The sequence below is a fragment of the uncultured Jannaschia sp. genome, assembly GCF_947494055.1.
Lineage (GTDB): Bacteria > Pseudomonadota > Alphaproteobacteria > Rhodobacterales > Rhodobacteraceae > Jannaschia.
Genome location: NZ_CANLTR010000001.1, coordinates 107,137 through 122,996, shown reverse-complemented (window position 1 = coordinate 122,996; position 15,860 = coordinate 107,137). Strand labels below are relative to the sequence as shown.

At 70.0% G+C, this 15,860-nt stretch carries 14 protein-coding genes, 1 tRNA gene and 1 other RNA gene; 6 read left to right on the top strand and 10 right to left on the bottom strand.

What is annotated here, in order from left to right; translation table 11 throughout:
* Window positions 1–90: 90 nt before the first annotated feature.
* Entirely contained in the window at window positions 91–1,437 is a 1,347-nt protein-coding gene (locus Q1A87_RS00640; protein WP_299645999.1) for a DUF1800 domain-containing protein, read from the top strand.
* A gap of 2 nt (window positions 1,438–1,439) precedes the next feature.
* Entirely contained in the window at window positions 1,440–2,588 is a 1,149-nt protein-coding gene (locus Q1A87_RS00635) for a DUF1501 domain-containing protein (protein ID WP_299645997.1), read from the top strand.
* Window positions 2,589–2,663: 75 nt separating this feature from the next.
* Here the strand turns inward: Q1A87_RS00635 and rpmG are convergent, their stop codons facing one another.
* From rpmG to Q1A87_RS00595, 8 genes are all read right to left on the bottom strand, one after another.
* On the bottom strand, window positions 2,664–2,831 hold the full coding sequence (rpmG, locus tag Q1A87_RS00630; RefSeq protein ID WP_055661766.1) for a 50S ribosomal protein L33: 168 nt from the start codon (window positions 2,829–2,831) through the stop codon (window positions 2,664–2,666).
* 106 nt (window positions 2,832–2,937) lie between these two features.
* Window positions 2,938–3,327, bottom strand: a complete 390-nt coding sequence (locus Q1A87_RS00625) for a PAS domain-containing protein (protein WP_299645995.1) — start codon at window positions 3,325–3,327, stop codon at window positions 2,938–2,940.
* A 140-nt stretch (window positions 3,328–3,467) separates the two neighbouring features.
* An RNA gene (gene rnpB, locus Q1A87_RS00620) (RNase P RNA component class A) lies at window positions 3,468–3,834 on the bottom strand.
* A gap of 102 nt (window positions 3,835–3,936) precedes the next feature.
* Window positions 3,937–4,602: an N-acetylmuramoyl-L-alanine amidase gene (locus Q1A87_RS00615; protein WP_299645993.1), complete on the bottom strand. Its 666-nt coding sequence runs from the start codon at window positions 4,600–4,602 to the stop codon at window positions 3,937–3,939.
* 8 nt (window positions 4,603–4,610) lie between these two features.
* Window positions 4,611–5,408 (bottom strand): hypothetical protein, encoded by a 798-nt coding sequence (locus tag Q1A87_RS00610; RefSeq protein WP_299645991.1) that lies wholly within the window; start codon window positions 5,406–5,408, stop codon window positions 4,611–4,613.
* A 28-nt stretch (window positions 5,409–5,436) separates the two neighbouring features.
* A complete protein-coding gene (gene gatA / locus Q1A87_RS00605) occupies window positions 5,437–6,924 on the bottom strand; it encodes an Asp-tRNA(Asn)/Glu-tRNA(Gln) amidotransferase subunit GatA (RefSeq protein ID WP_299645989.1) in 1,488 nt (495 codons plus the stop codon).
* Window positions 6,921–7,208: an Asp-tRNA(Asn)/Glu-tRNA(Gln) amidotransferase subunit GatC gene (gene gatC / locus Q1A87_RS00600; protein WP_299645987.1), complete on the bottom strand. Its 288-nt coding sequence runs from the start codon at window positions 7,206–7,208 to the stop codon at window positions 6,921–6,923. The genes gatA and gatC overlap by 4 nt, the downstream gene beginning before the upstream one ends.
* An 89-nt stretch (window positions 7,209–7,297) precedes the next feature.
* Window positions 7,298–8,290: a PAS domain-containing protein gene (locus Q1A87_RS00595; RefSeq protein ID WP_299645985.1), complete on the bottom strand. Its 993-nt coding sequence runs from the start codon at window positions 8,288–8,290 to the stop codon at window positions 7,298–7,300.
* Window positions 8,291–8,433: 143 nt separating this feature from the next.
* Between Q1A87_RS00595 and Q1A87_RS00590 the strand changes: the two genes are divergently transcribed.
* From Q1A87_RS00590 to Q1A87_RS00580, 3 genes are all read left to right on the top strand, one after another.
* Window positions 8,434–8,507: transfer RNA gene (locus Q1A87_RS00590), tRNA-Gly, on the top strand.
* Between the two features lie 223 nt (window positions 8,508–8,730).
* Window positions 8,731–10,524, top strand: coding sequence for an ABC transporter transmembrane domain-containing protein (locus Q1A87_RS00585; RefSeq protein ID WP_299645983.1), 1,794 nt, complete (start codon window positions 8,731–8,733; stop codon window positions 10,522–10,524).
* A 96-nt stretch (window positions 10,525–10,620) separates the two neighbouring features.
* Entirely contained in the window at window positions 10,621–12,525 is a 1,905-nt protein-coding gene (locus tag Q1A87_RS00580) for an acyl-CoA synthetase (protein ID WP_299645981.1), read from the top strand.
* An 84-nt stretch (window positions 12,526–12,609) separates the two neighbouring features.
* Here the strand turns inward: Q1A87_RS00580 and Q1A87_RS00575 are convergent, their stop codons facing one another.
* Window positions 12,610–12,819: a cold-shock protein gene (locus Q1A87_RS00575; RefSeq protein WP_299645979.1), complete on the bottom strand. Its 210-nt coding sequence runs from the start codon at window positions 12,817–12,819 to the stop codon at window positions 12,610–12,612.
* 154 nt (window positions 12,820–12,973) lie between these two features.
* On the opposite strand from Q1A87_RS00575, the gene Q1A87_RS00570 reads away from it, so the two are divergent.
* Window positions 12,974–13,321, top strand: a complete 348-nt coding sequence (locus Q1A87_RS00570; protein ID WP_299645977.1) for an ArsC/Spx/MgsR family protein — start codon at window positions 12,974–12,976, stop codon at window positions 13,319–13,321.
* Window positions 13,322–13,324: 3 nt separating this feature from the next.
* On the opposite strand, the gene Q1A87_RS00565 is transcribed toward Q1A87_RS00570, so the two are convergent.
* Complete coding sequence (locus tag Q1A87_RS00565) at window positions 13,325–15,853, bottom strand: hypothetical protein (RefSeq protein ID WP_299645975.1); 2,529 nt, start codon at window positions 15,851–15,853, stop codon at window positions 13,325–13,327.
* Between the last annotated feature and the right edge of the window lie 7 nt (window positions 15,854–15,860).

Below are 15,860 nucleotides of genomic sequence, written 5' to 3'. Positions count from 1 at the left end.
AGCCGACCCGGGGGCGGTGTCACACCCTGTTTCGGTAGCGGGCCCCGCATCCCTCTGTCCAAGGTCCCGGGGGACGCCTATCTAGGCAGAATGATCCCGACCCTCGCCGCGATCCGGTTCGGCACCGGCCTGAGCCCTTCGATTGCCGCCCCGGACGGGCCGGCGGCGCTTCTTTCCGCGCTCGAGGGGCCGGACGCGATTGCGGGCGAGGTGCCGATCCCCGGCTGGGACGCGCGGATGGAGACGCGGGCCGAGATCGCGCGCCTGCGGAAGGCCAAGCGGGACGATCCGGCCGCCGACGAGCGCTACCAGAAGGTCCGCCAGGGGGAGGATCGGCTCTACGTGCAGGACCTGGCCGCCACGCTCCTGCGCGGCGCGCGGACGTCGGACGGGATGCGGGAACGGCTGGTCTGGTTCTGGACCGGACATTTCGCCGTCATCGAGGGGGCGAACATCCTGCGCCGGACCGTGGCGGGCTATGTCGAGGACGCGATCCGGCCGCATGTCGCCGGCGACTTCGCCACCCTCCTGAAGGCCGCGGTCACGCATCCGGCGATGCTGAACTATCTCGACCAGGTGCGCTCCACCGGGCCCGGCTCGCCGCGCGGGCGGCGGGGCGGGGGGCTGAACGAGAACCTGGCGCGGGAGGTGCTGGAGCTGCACACGTTGGGCGTGGGGACGGCCTACACGCAGACCGACGTGCGCGAGCTGGCCGAGCTGCTGACCGGGCTGACGCAGGACAAGCAGGGCCAGACGCGGTTCCAGCCGAACATGGCGGAGCCGGGGGCGGAGACGGTGCTGGGCCGCAGTTACGGCGGCGGCAAGCCGAAGCGCGCGGATATCGACGCCGTGCTCGACGATCTGGCCGTGCATCCGGCGACGGCGCGCCACGTCTCAGGCAAGCTCGCGCATCATTTCGTCTCCGACAACCCGCCCGGCGCGTTGATCGACGCCATGGAGGCGGCCTGGATCCGGTCGGACGGAGACCTGATGGCGGTCTACGCGGCGATGCTCGACCACCCCGCCGCGTGGGAGCCGGTGCTGGCGAAGGTCCGCACGCCGCTGGACTTCATGGCCGCCGCCATCCGGGCGACGGATGCGGCGGGGATCATCGACGGCGCGAAGCTGTCGGAGCTGCGGCAGCGCCTGCATCGGCCGATGGAGCGGATGGGGCAACCGTGGCTGCGGCCGCCGGGGCCGAATGGCTGGCCGGAGGACGCGTCGATCTGGATCACGCCGCAGGGGCTTGCCGCGCGGCTCGACTGGGCGATGTCGGCCGCGGGATGGCGGACGCCGCCGCCCGATCCGCGCGAACTGGTCGAGACGGCGCTGGGGCCGCTCGCGACCGAACGGCTGCGCTTCGCGGCCAAGGCGGCGGAAGACCGGACGGCGGGCGTGGGCCTCGTCCTGTCCTCGCCGGAGTTCCAACGGAGATGAGCATGGACCGACGCCGTTTCCTGAGCCTTCTGGGCTGCTCCGCCGCGGCCTATCCGCTGGCCACGCCGATGGCCTTCGCCTCGGCGCCGGGGGAGAACCGGCTGGTCGTCGTCATCCTGCGCGGGGCGATGGACGGGCTCGACGCGCTGCAACCCTACGGTGACCCGGACCTCGCCCGCCTGCGGCCCGGCTTCGCGATCGGGCCGGCGGCGGGGGCATTCGACCTGACCGGCTTCCATGCGCTGCATCCCGCGCTGGGGCCCCTCCTTCCGCTGTGGAAAGCGGGCGATCTGGGCTTCGCGCAGGCGGTCAGCACGCCCTACCGGGGCAAGCGCAGCCATTTCGACGGGCAGGACATCCTCGAAGCCGGAACGGCGGGCGAGGTGCCGGACGCACGCCAGCGCGACGGATGGCTCAACCGGCTGCTCGCGACGATGCCCGGCGCGACCGGGCGGACGGCCTTCGCGGTCGGGCGCGACGAGATGCTGATCCTGCGGGGCGCGTCGGATTATTCGAGTTGGGCGCCCGACGCGCAGCTCGACCTCGCACCGGCGACGGTGGACCTGCTGCTCCACACCTATCACGACGATCCCCTGTTCCGGGAGAACGCCGAGGCCGCATTGGAACTCGCCGGTGTGACGGGGGTCGGCAATGCGCGCCGGGCCGATGCGCTCTTCGCCTTCTCGGCGGCACAGCTCCGGGCCGATGCGCGGATCGCCACGCTCTCGATCGGCGGCTGGGATTCGCATCGCGGCCAGCCGAAGCAGGTCGCGCGCGGGCTGGAGACGGTGACGAGCGGGCTTCTGCGCCTCCGGGAGGATCTGGGCGAGGTCTGGGACCGGACGATTGTGCTCGCCATGACCGAGTTCGGGCGAACGGCGGCGCAGAACGGCACGATGGGCACCGATCACGGGACCGGCGGCACGATGCTGATGGCCGGGGGCGCGCTGGATGGCGGCCGTGTCTGGGGCGATTGGCCCGGTCTCGCGGAAGCGCAACTTCTCGACGGCCGCGACCTGATGCCGACGCGCGACGTGCGCGCCTACGCGGCCTGGGCGCTGCACGATCTGTTCGGCACGGATCGCACGGCGCTCGAGACGCTGATCTTTCCGGGTCTCGAAATGGGATCGGACCCGCGGCTGCTCGCCTGACATGCGAAGGGCCGCGCGGGTTGTTCCCCGGCGCGGCCCCTGATCGGCTCGGCAGAATCGTTCGGGCGCGGCGCCTTACTTGATCTTGCCTTCCTTGTATTCGACATGCTTGCGCGCCACCGGGTCGAACTTCCGCACGACCATCTTCTCGGTCATGGTGCGGGCGTTCTTCTTGGTGACGTAGAAGTGGCCGGTGCCGGCCGAGGAATTCAGCCGGATCTTGATCGTGGTGGGTTTCGCCATCTGGTCTCTCCTTCTGCCGGCCGGGGGCAGGTCGCCGGGCCGGCCGCAAAATCCGGGAAGCCGCCTTCTAGCCGCTGACCCCCGGGTGTCAAGCCGCAGGGCGGCGTCAGCCTGTCGGCCCGTCCCGCAACTCGACGAGCGTATAGGCCTCGACCGGCGCGCGTCGGAAGACGACGTCGCGGGTCTCGTCCCTGCCGCTGTGATAGCGCAGGTCGAGCCGAAGGGTCCGCGCATCGTCGCCCGCGGCGTCCACGGCCTGCGCGACGGCGTCGCGGTCCTCGAAGCTCCAGAAGCTCGTGAAGGCGAGGCCGCGCAGATCGTCGTCCCGGCGGAAGCCGAGTTCGTGCAGCAAGGCCGGATTGAGGAGCACGATCCGACCGTCCCGATGCAGAAGCCCTCGCCGCCCCTCGGCGACGATCGTCCGGACGTCCTCCGACCCTGCATCGCCTCGATCGTCTTCGGCCGGTGGCATCTCTCGGATGGCAAGTCTCGTCATGGGCTCGTGATCGGTCTCTTCGCCCGGAGATCAGGCGTGCGTAAGGGCGGTGGCACAAGGGAAAGATCGTTAATTCACGGAAGTTCCCGGATGTGCCCGCCATTATTGGCGGTTTCCTGCCGATACCGGCCCATGTCAGCGGGTGCGGGGGGCCTGTAAGCCGGATTCTGTACCGCGGATCCCGCGGCGACGACCATTCCTCTGGACCGCGAATCGCTTCGCGGCCTCGAGCTGCCAACCCGGATCGCCGGGCGAAGCACCCTTGCCCTTGCAGGCGCGCGATCCCTATTCGGCATTGCTCCCGGTGGGGCTTGCCATGCGGGGGACGTTGCCGCCCCCCCGGTGGGCTCTTGCCCCACCGTTTCACCCTTGCCCTGCATGCAGGGCGGTCTGTTCTCTGTGGCGCTGTCCGTCGGGTCTCCCCGCCCGGGCGTTACCCGGCACCGTCACTTCGTGGAGTCCGGACTTTCCTCGGAGCAGGTGCTCCGCGGCCGTCCGGCCCCCCGCACGCGATGCGGTTAGGTCGGCCCAGTCCGCGCGTCAACGGGCATCGGGGCCCGCCGCAACCGGTGGAGCCTCCGGCGGGAGTATTTCCGCCAAGAAGAAGGCTCAGAGGGGAAAACGGTGAGCGAGGTCCGCGGCGAGGCCGGCGTCGACCGCGTCGAGCGGGCCGCGTGCGCCGGGACGGAAGCGAAGGCGGAAAGCGTCGAGGCAGGTCGCGTCGTCGACCGCGGCCGTGTAGCCGAAGGCGTGGGCAAAGTCCCGGAACGCGGGGGGCGCAGCTTCGCGGACGTTCGGCCAGACCGCCAGGCCGTTTCGCGCAAGGCGGCGCCAGTCGAAGCGCAGACCTGGGTCGATCTTGCGGCCGGGGGCGCAATCCGAATGGCCGATGACGCCCTGCGGCGCGATGTCGTGACGCGCCATGAGGTCGGCGAGCAACGCTTCGAGGGCGTCCATCTGCGGCGCCGGGAACGGGGAAACGGCGTCGTTCGAGAGCTCGATCCCGAGCGAGCGCGAATTGATGTCGTCCCACGGGCCCCATCGGCCGGCACCGGCGTGCCAGGCGCGATGCTCTTCCGGGACGAGGCGGCTCACGTCGCCGGTCTCGCCCAAGACATAGTGGCATGACACTTCGGTCGCCGGATCGCAGAGCCGCTTGATCGCGGGGCCGGGGCCGCCCCTCATCGCCGTGTAGTGCAGGACGATCAGGTGAGGCCGGGTCACGCCGCCGCGGCGCGGCCCGTGGTTCGGACTCGGCCGGTCCGCGATCCGCATCAGGTGGGTCAGTTCGACTGGACGAGGGTCCGCACGACGGCCGGGTTCCAGTCGCAGGCATTCCCGTCGCCGTCGGGGTCGAGACCGAGACGATCCCGGCTCGGCCCGCCGGCTTCGAGGAAGGCTTCCTGCGCGAGGTCGGGGCTGCTGTAGGCGGCGCATTGCTGCGCGGCGCGCGTGGCCGAGGCGCGCAGCCCCCGGCGATAGGCGGCCGTCCCGACCGGGTGCGCGGGGCCGAGCGCGTAGGCGAAGATGTTGGGCCCGGTGCTGTCCGGCCGCTCCAGCTCGGTCGGGGTCGCGAGCCGGTATTGCTCGCGGGCGATGCGGAGCCGTTCGGCGTCGGCGGCGATGCCGCGCTGGGCCGACACGGCCTCGAAATCCTGCTCGTTGCTGATCGCCGGATTGTCGCGATCCAGATCGCCGACATTCAGCGAGGATGCGCTGAGATTGGTGAGGGCCGTGCTGCCGGGCGCGGGGACCGGCGAGGTCGCGGCGTCGGGAAGCGGCGCGGGGGCGGAGACCGGGCCCATGTCGCCAAGCGGATTGGCGGCGAGCGGTGGCTGGCCCAGCACGTTGCGGGTCTCGCCGGCCAGACGCTCGGCCTCGGTCTGGGTCGTGGCGGGCGTGTCGAAGCCGAACGGGTCCTGCGACATTCTCTCGAAGGAGCCCCGCCGGCCGGCGGCCGGCGTGTCGAAGCCCGCCTGGTAGCCCGACGGCTGGACGATGGCGCTCTCGGGAACGGAGGGGGCGCAGGCCGCCAGGGCGACGAGCGTCGGCAAAGTGATCAGGATGGGGATCGCGCGCATCTCGAACCTCGCTTCGGTTTCGGACGTGCTACCACCATTTCTCCGGTTGCGCCACGAACCCGGCTCGATCCTCGAGACATTGTGCGGCATTGAGAAGCGCGCCTTCCTCCCACGGTCGTCCGATGAGTTGCAGCCCAAGGGGCAGGCCGCGCCGGTCCTGGCCCGTCGGCAGCGCGATGCCCGGCAGGCCGGCGAGGTTCACCGTGACGGTGAACACGTCCTGCAGGTACATCTCGATCGGATCGGCCTCCGCCATCGCGCCAAGCTCGAAGGCCGGGCTGGGGGTCGCGGGCGTCAGGATGGCGTCGATGCCGCTCGCGAAGGCCTCCTCGAAGTCGCGCTTGATCAGGGCGCGGACCTTTCGGGCGCGGTTGTAATAGGCGTCGTAGAAGCCCGCGGAGAGGACGTAGGTGCCGACCATGATCCGGCGCTGCACCTCGGCGCCGAAGCCCTCGGCCCGGGTCTTCTCGTACATCTCGGTCACGCCGTCGCCCTGGGAAAGCGCGGCGCGACGGCCGAAGCGGACGCCGTCGTAACGCGCGAGGTTGGAGGACGCCTCGGCCGGGGCGATGACGTAGTAGGCGGGCAGGGCGTATTTCGTGTGCGGCAGGGAGATGTCGCGGATTTCGGCGCCCGCGTCGCGAAGCATGGCGATGCCGTCCTGCCAATGCGCCTCCACCTCGTCGGGCATGCCGTCGATGCGGTATTCGCGCGGGATGCCGATGACCTGACCGCGGATGTCCCCGGTCAGCATCGCCTCGAAGTCCGGAACCGGCAGCTCGGCGGAGGTGGAATCCTTCGGGTCGTGGCCGGCCATCGCCCCGAGCATGATCGCGGCGTCGCGGACATTGCGCGTCATCGGCCCGGCCTGGTCGAGCGAGGATGCGAAGGCGACGATGCCCCATCGGCTGACGCGACCGTAGGTCGGCTTGATGCCGACGGTCCCGGTCAGTGCGGCGGGCTGGCGGATCGAGCCGCCGGTGTCGGTGCCGGTCGCGCCGAGGCAGAGTCGCGCGGCCACCGCGGCGGCCGATCCGCCCGAGGAGCCGCCGGGCGTCAGTGCCGCGTCCGAGTTGCCGGCGCGCCACGGGTTCACCGCGGCGCCGTAGGTCGAGGTTTCGTTCGACGAGCCCATCGCGAACTCGTCCATGTTGAGCTTGCCCAGCATCACCGCGCCCGAGGTGAAGAGCTTGTCGGTGACGGTGCTCTCGTATTCCGGGCGGAAGCCGTCGAGGATGCGCGAGGCGGCCTGCGACGGCACGCCTTTCGTGCAGAACAGGTCCTTCACGCCGATCGGGATGCCGCACATGGCGGGCGCGTCGCCGCGTTCGAGCCGGGCATCGGCGGCGCGAGCCTGCTCGCGCGCGAGGTCGGGCGTGTGATGGACGAAGGCATTGAGCGCACCCGCGGCCTCCGCCGCCTCCAGATGCGCTTCGGTGAGGGCCACGGCGCTCGTGTCGCCGGCGCGCAGCGCGTCGCGGGCCCCGGCGATCGTCAGGTCGGTCAGCGCGCTCATTCGACCACCTTCGGCACGGCGAAGAACCCCTCGCGCGCATCGGGTGCGTTGGCGAGGACCGCGTCCTGCTGATTGCCGTCGGTCACCACGTCGTCGCGGCGCTTGAGCTGCATCGGCGTGACCGAGACCATCGGGTCCACGCCTTCCACATCGACCTCGCCGAGCTGTTCGACGAAGCCGAGGATGGCGTTGAACTCGCTCGCCAGACCGTCCAGCCGGTCGTCGGGCACGGCGATCCGGGCGAGCTTGGCCACCCGTCTTGCGGTTTCGCGGTCGATGGACATGGAACCTCCGGAACTGTCGGCCGCGGTCTACAGGCCACGGGGGCGGGGTTCAATATCGGGTGGGCGTGTCGCGGGGCCCCGGGGCGGCGTCAGGGGGCCAGCTCGATCCGCACGGCAAGACCGTCCGAGCGCCAGTCCGGCACCAGTGAGCCGCCCGCGCGTTCGATCAGGTCGCGGATGATGCGGGAGCCGCTTTCCCGATCGGGGGCCGCGACCGCCGGTCCGCCGACCTCCCGCCAGCTCAGCAGGAACCGCCCGTCTCCGGATCGGATGTCGGTCCACGTCACCTCCACATGCCCGTCACCGGTCCCGAGCGCGCCGTGCTTGACGGCATTTGCCGCGAGTTCGTGCAGCGCGAGGGTGAGCGGGGTGAGTTGCGCCGGCGACATCTCGACCATCGGCCCCTCCACCCGCGCCTGCCGGGCGCCATGCGGCGCGTAGGCGTGCAGGACGGTCTCGACCAGATCGCCGAGCGGCATGGTCGTCGCCCGCTCGAACGTGGAGAAATGGGCGCGGCCGAGCAGGTCGAGCCGCTCGGTCACGGTCTTGGCGAATTCGACGACGCTGAGCGCCTCCTTCGCGGTCACCCGCACCGCGATGGCCATCACGTTGACGATGTTGCGGAGCCGGTGCGCCCGCTCCTCCATCTCCTCGGCCAGCCTTCGTTCCTCGGCCGCCCGGCTCTCGGTCACGTCGAGCTGGCTGCCGAAGCACAGGATCGTCTCGCCGTCGGCGTTCTCGATCGGGCCGATCTGCAGCGCGTTGATGAACCTGGTTCCGTCCTTGCGGTAGTTCACGATCTCGACCGTCGTGCGGACGTTGTCCGTAATGGCGCGCCGGATCGCCTCCACGCTCTCGGGCGTGGTGTCCGGCCCCTGCAGGAACCGGCAGTTGCGGTTCAGCACCTCGTCCTCCTCGTAGCCGGTCAGGACGAGGAAGGCGGAGTTGACGTAGACGATCGGATTGTCGGGCCGACGGGGATCGGTCACGCAGATCGCGACGCGGATCTGCTCGAGCATCCGCAGGACCGACGGGTCCAGCGAATTGGGATCGGGGGGGAAATCGGGACGATCCTTTGCCATGACTGACCTTGGCGCTTGCAGACAGGTGCCTTTATCCGGACTGGCGACGGCAGACGTCAACAGCGACTTCGCCTGCTTTTTGTCAATCGCACGCTGCCGGGACTTGCACTGTCGCGGCGTGACGCGATAGCGTCCGGTCCGACGCGGGCGTTGTGTAATGGTAAGACCTCAGCCTTCCAAGCTGATGATACGGGTTCGATTCCCGTCGCCCGCTCCAAGGCTTAGCGTGTCCAACCAGACGATGTGACGGGGTGCGCCTCCGCTGCCAGAGCCGGCGAGGCCGCACCCCCGGCACCCGCCGCAACGTATGCGTCAGACCTCATGACGATACCCCGGAAACGGCGCCTTTCGCTTTGTGCAACGATTGCGACGGCATGCCGCGCTCGCTTGCGTCCACTGTCCGCGGCGCATAATTGACCCGGACAGAGACCGGAGCCCCCATGGCCGACATTTCCGCCGCCGCCGACCGCGAGAGATCGAAGCGGATCGGCAGTTTGCGCGCCCTTGCGCCGTTCTTCCGGCCGCACCGCTTGATGGTGGCCGCGGCCCTCGCCGCGCTGGTGCTCACCGCCGGCGTTTCGCTGATCCTGCCGCTGGCCGTGCGCCGGGTCGTGGACGGGTTCCAGACCGGCGAGACGCAGCTACTGGACCAGTATTTCGGCGCCGCGCTCCTGATCGCCGGGCTTCTCGCCGTCGGAACGGGGCTTCGCTACTACCTCGTGACGCGGTTGGGCGAGCGCGTCGTGGCCGACATCCGCAAGGCCGTGTTCCGACGGATGATCGGGATGTCGCCGGCCTTCTACGACAACATCCTGACGGGCGAGGTCCTGTCGCGGATCACCACGGACACGACGCTGCTTCTATCGGTGATCGGATCGTCGGTCAGCGTCGCGCTTCGCAACGTGCTGATATTCGCGGGCGGGCTCGGGCTGATGCTGTGGACGGCGCCCAAGCTCTCCGCGCTTGTCCTCCTCATCGTTCCGGCGGTGGTCGTGCCGATCCTCGTCCTCGGGCGGCGCCTGCGCAAGCTCAGTCGGGAGAACCAGGACTGGATCGCGGAATCCTCGGGCCGGGCGTCGGAATGGCTGCTCTCGGCGCAGACGGTGCAGGCCTATACCTACGAGGGCGAGGCCGGGCGGCGGTTCGACGACGTGACCGAAAAGAGCTTCCGCAGCGCCCGGACGCGCATCCGGGTGCGGGCGATCATGACGGCGATCGTCATCCTGCTGACCTTCACCGGCATCGTCGGCGTCCTGTGGATCGGCGCGCGGGACGTGCGGGCCGAGACCATGACCATCGGCATGCTGATCCAGTTTCTTATCTACGCGATCATGGTGGCGGGCGCCGTCGCCGCGCTGTCGGAGATCTGGGGCGAGTTGCAACGCGCGGCCGGCGCGACGGAACGTCTGGTGGAGCTTCTCGAGATCGAGGACGACGTGCGCGACCCGGTCGAGGCCCGGCCGCTGCCCCCGAGACGACGGAACGGCGAGGCGGTCGCGTTCGAGGACGTGCGCTTCGCCTACCCGGCCCGGCCCGGCACGGCGGCGCTCGACGGCATCACGCTGACGGTCGAGCCGGGCGAGACTGTGGCGCTCGTCGGCCCGTCGGGCGCGGGCAAGTCCACGATGATCCAGCTGCTGCAGCGCTTCTACGACCCGAGTTCCGGACGCGTGACCCTGGACGGGATCGACCTGCGCGACCTCGACCGGGATGCGTTCCGCGCGCGGATGGCGCTGGTGCCGCAGGACCCGGTGATCTTCGCCGCTTCCGCCCGCGACAACATTCGCTTCGGCAACCCGGAGGCCAGCGACGCCGATGTGGAGCGCGCCGCGCGTGCCGCCGCCGCGCACGATTTCCTGACGGCGCTGCCGGAGGGGTACGACACCTATGTCGGCGAGCGTGGCGTGATGCTCTCGGGCGGGCAGAAGCAGCGGATCGCCATCGCCCGCGCGATCCTGCGCGACGCGCCCGTGCTGCTTCTGGACGAGGCCACCTCCGCGCTCGACGCAGAGAGCGAACGGCTGGTGCAGGACGCGGTGGCGCGTCTGGCCGAGGGGCGCACGACGATCATCGTGGCCCACCGCCTCGCCACCGTGAAGCAGGCCGACCGGATTGTCGTGCTGCAGGACGGTCGGATCGTCGCGCAGGGCACGCACGAGGAACTGGTCGGGCAGGGCGGCCTCTACGCGCGACTGGCGCGGCTCCAGTTCACGGAGGGCTTGGCGGCGGAATAACCACCACGCCGCGTCCGGCTTGTCAGCGTGCGGCCCGTCCTTCATCGTGACGCGACAATTTCGGGGCGGGGGGCTTCGAGCCGAGGGGAGGACACGATGGCATCATTCGTCACCAAGCAGGACATCCTCGACATCGAGGCGGCGGAGCCCTGGGAAACGGTCCAGCCGGCGAAGACGCTCTATGAACTCCTGACGAAGACGAAGGACGCCCACGGCGACCGGCCGGCCCTCTCCTACCAACTCTTCTCCGGCCCGAAGGACTTCGCCGAGACCCTGACCTGGCGCGCGTTCCACGAACAGGTGACGCAGGGCGCCAACCTGTTCCGGTCGCTCGGCGTCGGCGAGACGGACACGGTGGCCTACGTGCTGCCGAACTGCACCGAGGCGGCGACCGTCCTGCTCGCCGGGTCCGTCGCGGGGATCGCGAACCCGATCAATCCGCTGCTGGAGGCCGACCAGATCGCGGCCATCCTGCGCGAGACGAATGCGAAGGTCGTGGTCACCCTGCGCGCCTTTCCGAAGACGGACGTGGCGCAGAAAGTAGCCGCCGCGCTGCGCCAGGCGCCGAAGGTCGAGGCCGTGCTTGAGGTGGACCTGCACCGCTACCTGACGGGTGTGAAGCGCCTCGTCGTGCCGCTCATCCGCCCGAAAGTGAAGGTCGAGCACGGGGCGAAGGTGCTCGACTGGACGAAAGCCCTCGCGAAGCAGCCGCGGGATCTGAGCTTTCCAGATACCGAGGGCGATCGCGTCGCGGCCTATTTCCACACCGGCGGGACGACCGGCATGCCCAAGGTCGCGCAGCATCGCTATTCCGGGATGATCTACAATGGCTGGATCGGGCAGCGGCTCCTCTTCTCCGAAGAGGACAACATCCTCTGCCCGCTGCCGCTGTTTCACGTCTTCGCCTGCCACGTGATCCTGATGGCCGCGATCGCCTCCGGCGCGCACGTGATCTTCCCGACCCCGCAGGGCTACCGGGGCGCGGGCGTGTTCGACAACGTCTGGAAGCTGATCGAGCGCTGGAAGGTGACGTTCGTGATCGCCGTGCCCACGGCCATGGCGGCCATGCTGCAACGGCCCGTGGACGCGGAGATCGGCACCGTGAAGACCGCGTTCGTCGGGTCCTCGCCACTGCCGGTGGAACTCTTCAAGCGGTTCGAGGCGAAGTCCGGGGTCACGGTCGTCGAAGGCTACGGCCTGACCGAATGCACCTGTCTCGTCTCGTGCAATCCGCCCGACGGCGAGCAGCGGATCGGCTCCGTCGGGATTCCGTTCATGCATACGGACGTACGGATCATCACGAATGACGGCGACGGCCCGCGGGATTGCGCCGTGGACGAGGTGGGCGAGATCTGCGTCGCCTCGCCGGGCGTCTATGCCGGACGGACCTATACCGACGCCTCCAAGAACGACGGGCTCTACTACCACGACCGCTATCTGCGGACCGGTGATCTGGGGCGTCTGGACGCGGAGGGGTATCTCTGGATCACCGGGCGTGCCAAGGATCTCATCATCCGGGGCGGCCACAACATCGATCCCGCCCTGATCGAGGAGGCTTTGGCGGGCCACGAGGACGTCGCCATGGCCGGCGCCATCGGTCAGCCCGACGCCTTCGCGGGCGAGCTTCCCTGCGCCTATGTCGAGCTCGTCTCCGGCGCGACCGTCTCCTCCGAAGACCTGATCGCCTATTGCCAGGAGAGGGTGCAGGAACGCGCCGCACGACCGAAGCATATCGAGATTCTGGACGAGCTTCCGAAGACGGCGGTCGGCAAGGTCTTCAAGCCCGACCTCCGCCGTCGTGCGATCACGCGGGTCTACGATGCTGCCCTCGCCGATGCCGGCGTTGCGGCGACGGTCGCGCACGTGGTGGAGGACAAAACCCGTGGTCTGGTGGCGGAACTGGAGCGGACCGGCGAGGTCAAGGATGCGGCCGTGACCGACGTGCTGGGTCACTATACGACGCCCTGGCAATGGGCGGACCGGAGCGGGGGAGGAAACTGACAACAAAAGACGCCCACTTGCGCGGGCGTCCAGAGGTCGGCCTGCGATCCGGGGATGCAGCCGTCGTCAGGTCGTCATGTCAGCTCAATCGAGCGCGACGAGATCCGAAGCGGAGGCGCGGCCGTCGCGACCGTCGCGGAGTTCGTACTCGACCTTTTGGTTATCGCGGAGGCCCGTCAGCCCCGCCCGTTCGACCGCGGAGATATGGACGAAGATGTCCTTTCCGCCGTCATCGGGGGCGATGAAGCCGTAGCCTTTGGTGGTGTTGAACCATTTCACGGTGCCAGTGGCCATTCCCGTGTCTCCTTAGTGTCGTCCCGCCCGCAACATCGCGGCGGCGTGGTGGACGACGGCGCGATGGCATTGCTAGGTCCCGAACCGGCGAACACACTTTTTCAGCTAACCTGTCGATGCGCTACGTCAAGGGGAACCTCGTTTAGGGACATATATGGTCAAGACACCCTCGACGATCGTGCTGCACGGACTGGCGACCTGCGACGCCTGTCGGACGGCCCGTGCCGTTCTGCGCGAAGCCGGTCGGAACGTGATCCTGCGCGACCTCCGATCACAGGCCCCGAATGCGGCGGAAGTGGCAGGCTGGCAGGCGGCGTTCGGGTCCGACCTGCTGAACCGGCGATCCACGACTTGGCGGCGCTTGCCGGAGGCGGACCGGGCGGACGACCCCGTGGCGTTGATGGTGGCGCATCCGACCCTGATCAAGCGACCTCTGATCGAGGCGGACGAGGGGATGCATCTCGGCTGGACCGACGCGACCCGCGCCGCGTTTGGCCTCTGACCTCTATCCCTGCGGCAGTTCGAGCACGACGTTCCGGCCACTGCGCTGGTAGCGAAGCTCGCTTTCGCCGATCGCGATCACGCGGCCACGCTCGAGCCGGTCGCCCACCTTCACCTTGACATAGCGACCGTTCGACAGCCGCACGAGCGCCCGACGGGCGTCGGGCTGACCGTAGACGCCGATCAGGCTCGTCTCACGCAGGGGGAGCTCGTTCGCCTGCGTCGCGGCGCGGGCGACGCTGCCGCCGGTCGAACGGATGACCTGCCGGCTGACCGCCGCCGGGGCGGGCGTCGCACTCGTGGCCGGCCGCGCGGCGACACTCTGGCTTTGTGGCGTCAGGGCTTGGGGCGTCGAGGCCGGATCGGGCGCGGCGGGCTCGGGCGCGGCGGTCGCGGCACGGCTGGCGAGCGACGCCGCTGCGGCCGCCGCGGCCGCAGCGATCGCGGCGGATTGCTGCGCTTCGGCGACGGCGGCGTCGGTATCGGTCCCTGCCCGGGCCGCGGCCGCGATGGCTTCGGGACGGGGGCGCGGGCGCAGTAGGGCGCGCGTGTCGTCCGGTTCGTCGTCGGGCGGCGTCGGCGCGAGGCTTTCCTCGATTCCGTCCGGACGCGGAACGGGGCGTAGTCCCACCGGCGCGCTAGGCTCGGGCTCGGCCTCCGTAACATCCTCCGCTTCGACTGCATCCGTCGGCCGCTGCGGCGGCACGAGGCTGGGCCGGCCCGCGACGACGGTATAGCCTCCGGGCGCGAGGGTGCCTGCCAGGCTCGGCGCGACAAGCGCACCCGAGTCGCTTTCGGACTGGGGAGCTGCCGGTGCCGGGTCGGTCCGCGGGCGAAACGTGTCACGCGGCCGTTCGACCCGGGGCAAGGTCGCGGCATCGCCGAGCGTTACCGCCGGGTCGTTCGATGCGACGCGGATGTCGTCGGCCGCCTCGATCACAGGGGGCGTGATTGCAATCGGCTCGGCGCGGGACGCCGGGCCGGGCGCGTTCGTGGCGCCCGGAGGGCCCGTCCCGGATGCCTGACCCCGGATCGGGACGTCCGCAACCGTCTCTACCTCCGTCGCGACGCCCTCGGCTTCCGTCGCTCGATCGCTTTCCCCAGCGACAGTTTCATCCGTCGCCGCATCCGGGCCGACGAGCGGATCGGCTGCAGGCGTCGCGTCGGTAGGATCCGGGTCGGTGGGACGGATTTCCGTGAGGTCGGTTTCCTCGGCACCGGCGGCCGGCTCCTGCCCGACGGGCGGGCTGGCGACGTCGATTGACGTGGCCTCCTCTTCCGGAGTCACGAGCGACCACATTCCGACCGCGCCGAGGGTGAGAAACAACCCGACCGTAAGGACGAGCGCCATGCGTCCGGGGCCCGGCCTTGACGCCCCGGCCCGATCTTCGTCCGCTTTGGAAGGGTTCGGACCAAGCGCGGCGATCCTTGGTGCCCGGGTTGCTACCGATCGTTCGGGCGACATGTTCGATCCGACAGACCCGGACGTTCCATCGGTATCGCCGTCCGGGTGGGACGACCCGGACATGTCCACCGATGACGTCGCCGCTGCCGCGAGCCGGCGGCGGGACGAGAAGGCGGGGGCCGCGTCCGCGTCCGACGCGTCCTCGTCGCGCGAGGCCTGCACGGAAACCGGCGTCGAATGATCGCGGGCCTCGCCCGCCTCCGCCGTGGGTGCGGCAGGTTTCGGCCCGTCCGCTGCATCCGGTCGGGATGCCGCTTCGGGCGACATGTCCGCGGTTGTCGACGCGGTTCCCGGCGTCGCGTCCTCTTCCGCGGCCCCGACGGGCGTCGGCGGCATCGGTGCGGCGCTCGGGACCGAGGGCGCGACCGGTTCTGGCGAGCCGGCCTTGTCGTCCGCCATCGCCGGAACGGGCGGCGTGGGGGGCGGGGCGGCCGGGGCCATCGGCGGGTCGGATCGGGCGGCGGTCTCGGCGCGCGCCAGGGCCGCCTCGAAACTCTCGTCCTGCGGGGCGTCGTCGGGCGGGGGAGGCGCGGGGCGCGCCGCGAACCCGTTCGCCAGATCGAGCACGACCCGCGCTCCGCCCAGCAAGTCCGAGGCGATGCCGGTCGGCCCGAAATCCGGTCGGTCGGGATAGAGGCCCGTCTCGGGGTCGGCAACGACGCGGACGGGGCGGAACCCGTAATCGGCGGCGAAGGTCTCGGCCTCCTTCAGCGTCTCGTTGGCGACGACGGCGACTTGGAGGCGGTCCCCCTTCCGGACGAAGTCGAAGGCGAGATCCTCGATGGCGTAAGGTGTCCGTCCCTTCAGGTGCGTGCGGATCGTGGCCCGTGGATCGCGGTCGTCCCGCTCGAGCGAAGTGTAGAGGATCTGGCTGTCCGGCAGGATCAGGATCGAGGTGGCGCCCTCGCCGACCCGCGCGAAGGCGCGCGCGCGCATCCGCGCCAGACGATCGGACATGTCGTCGACCTCGAGCGGCACGATCCCCTCGCGCAGCCAGGTCCCGTCCTCGCTTCGGGTCAGGATGGCGATATGGTCGAGACTGAGATCGAGCGCGATGCGTGGGGTCATGCAATCC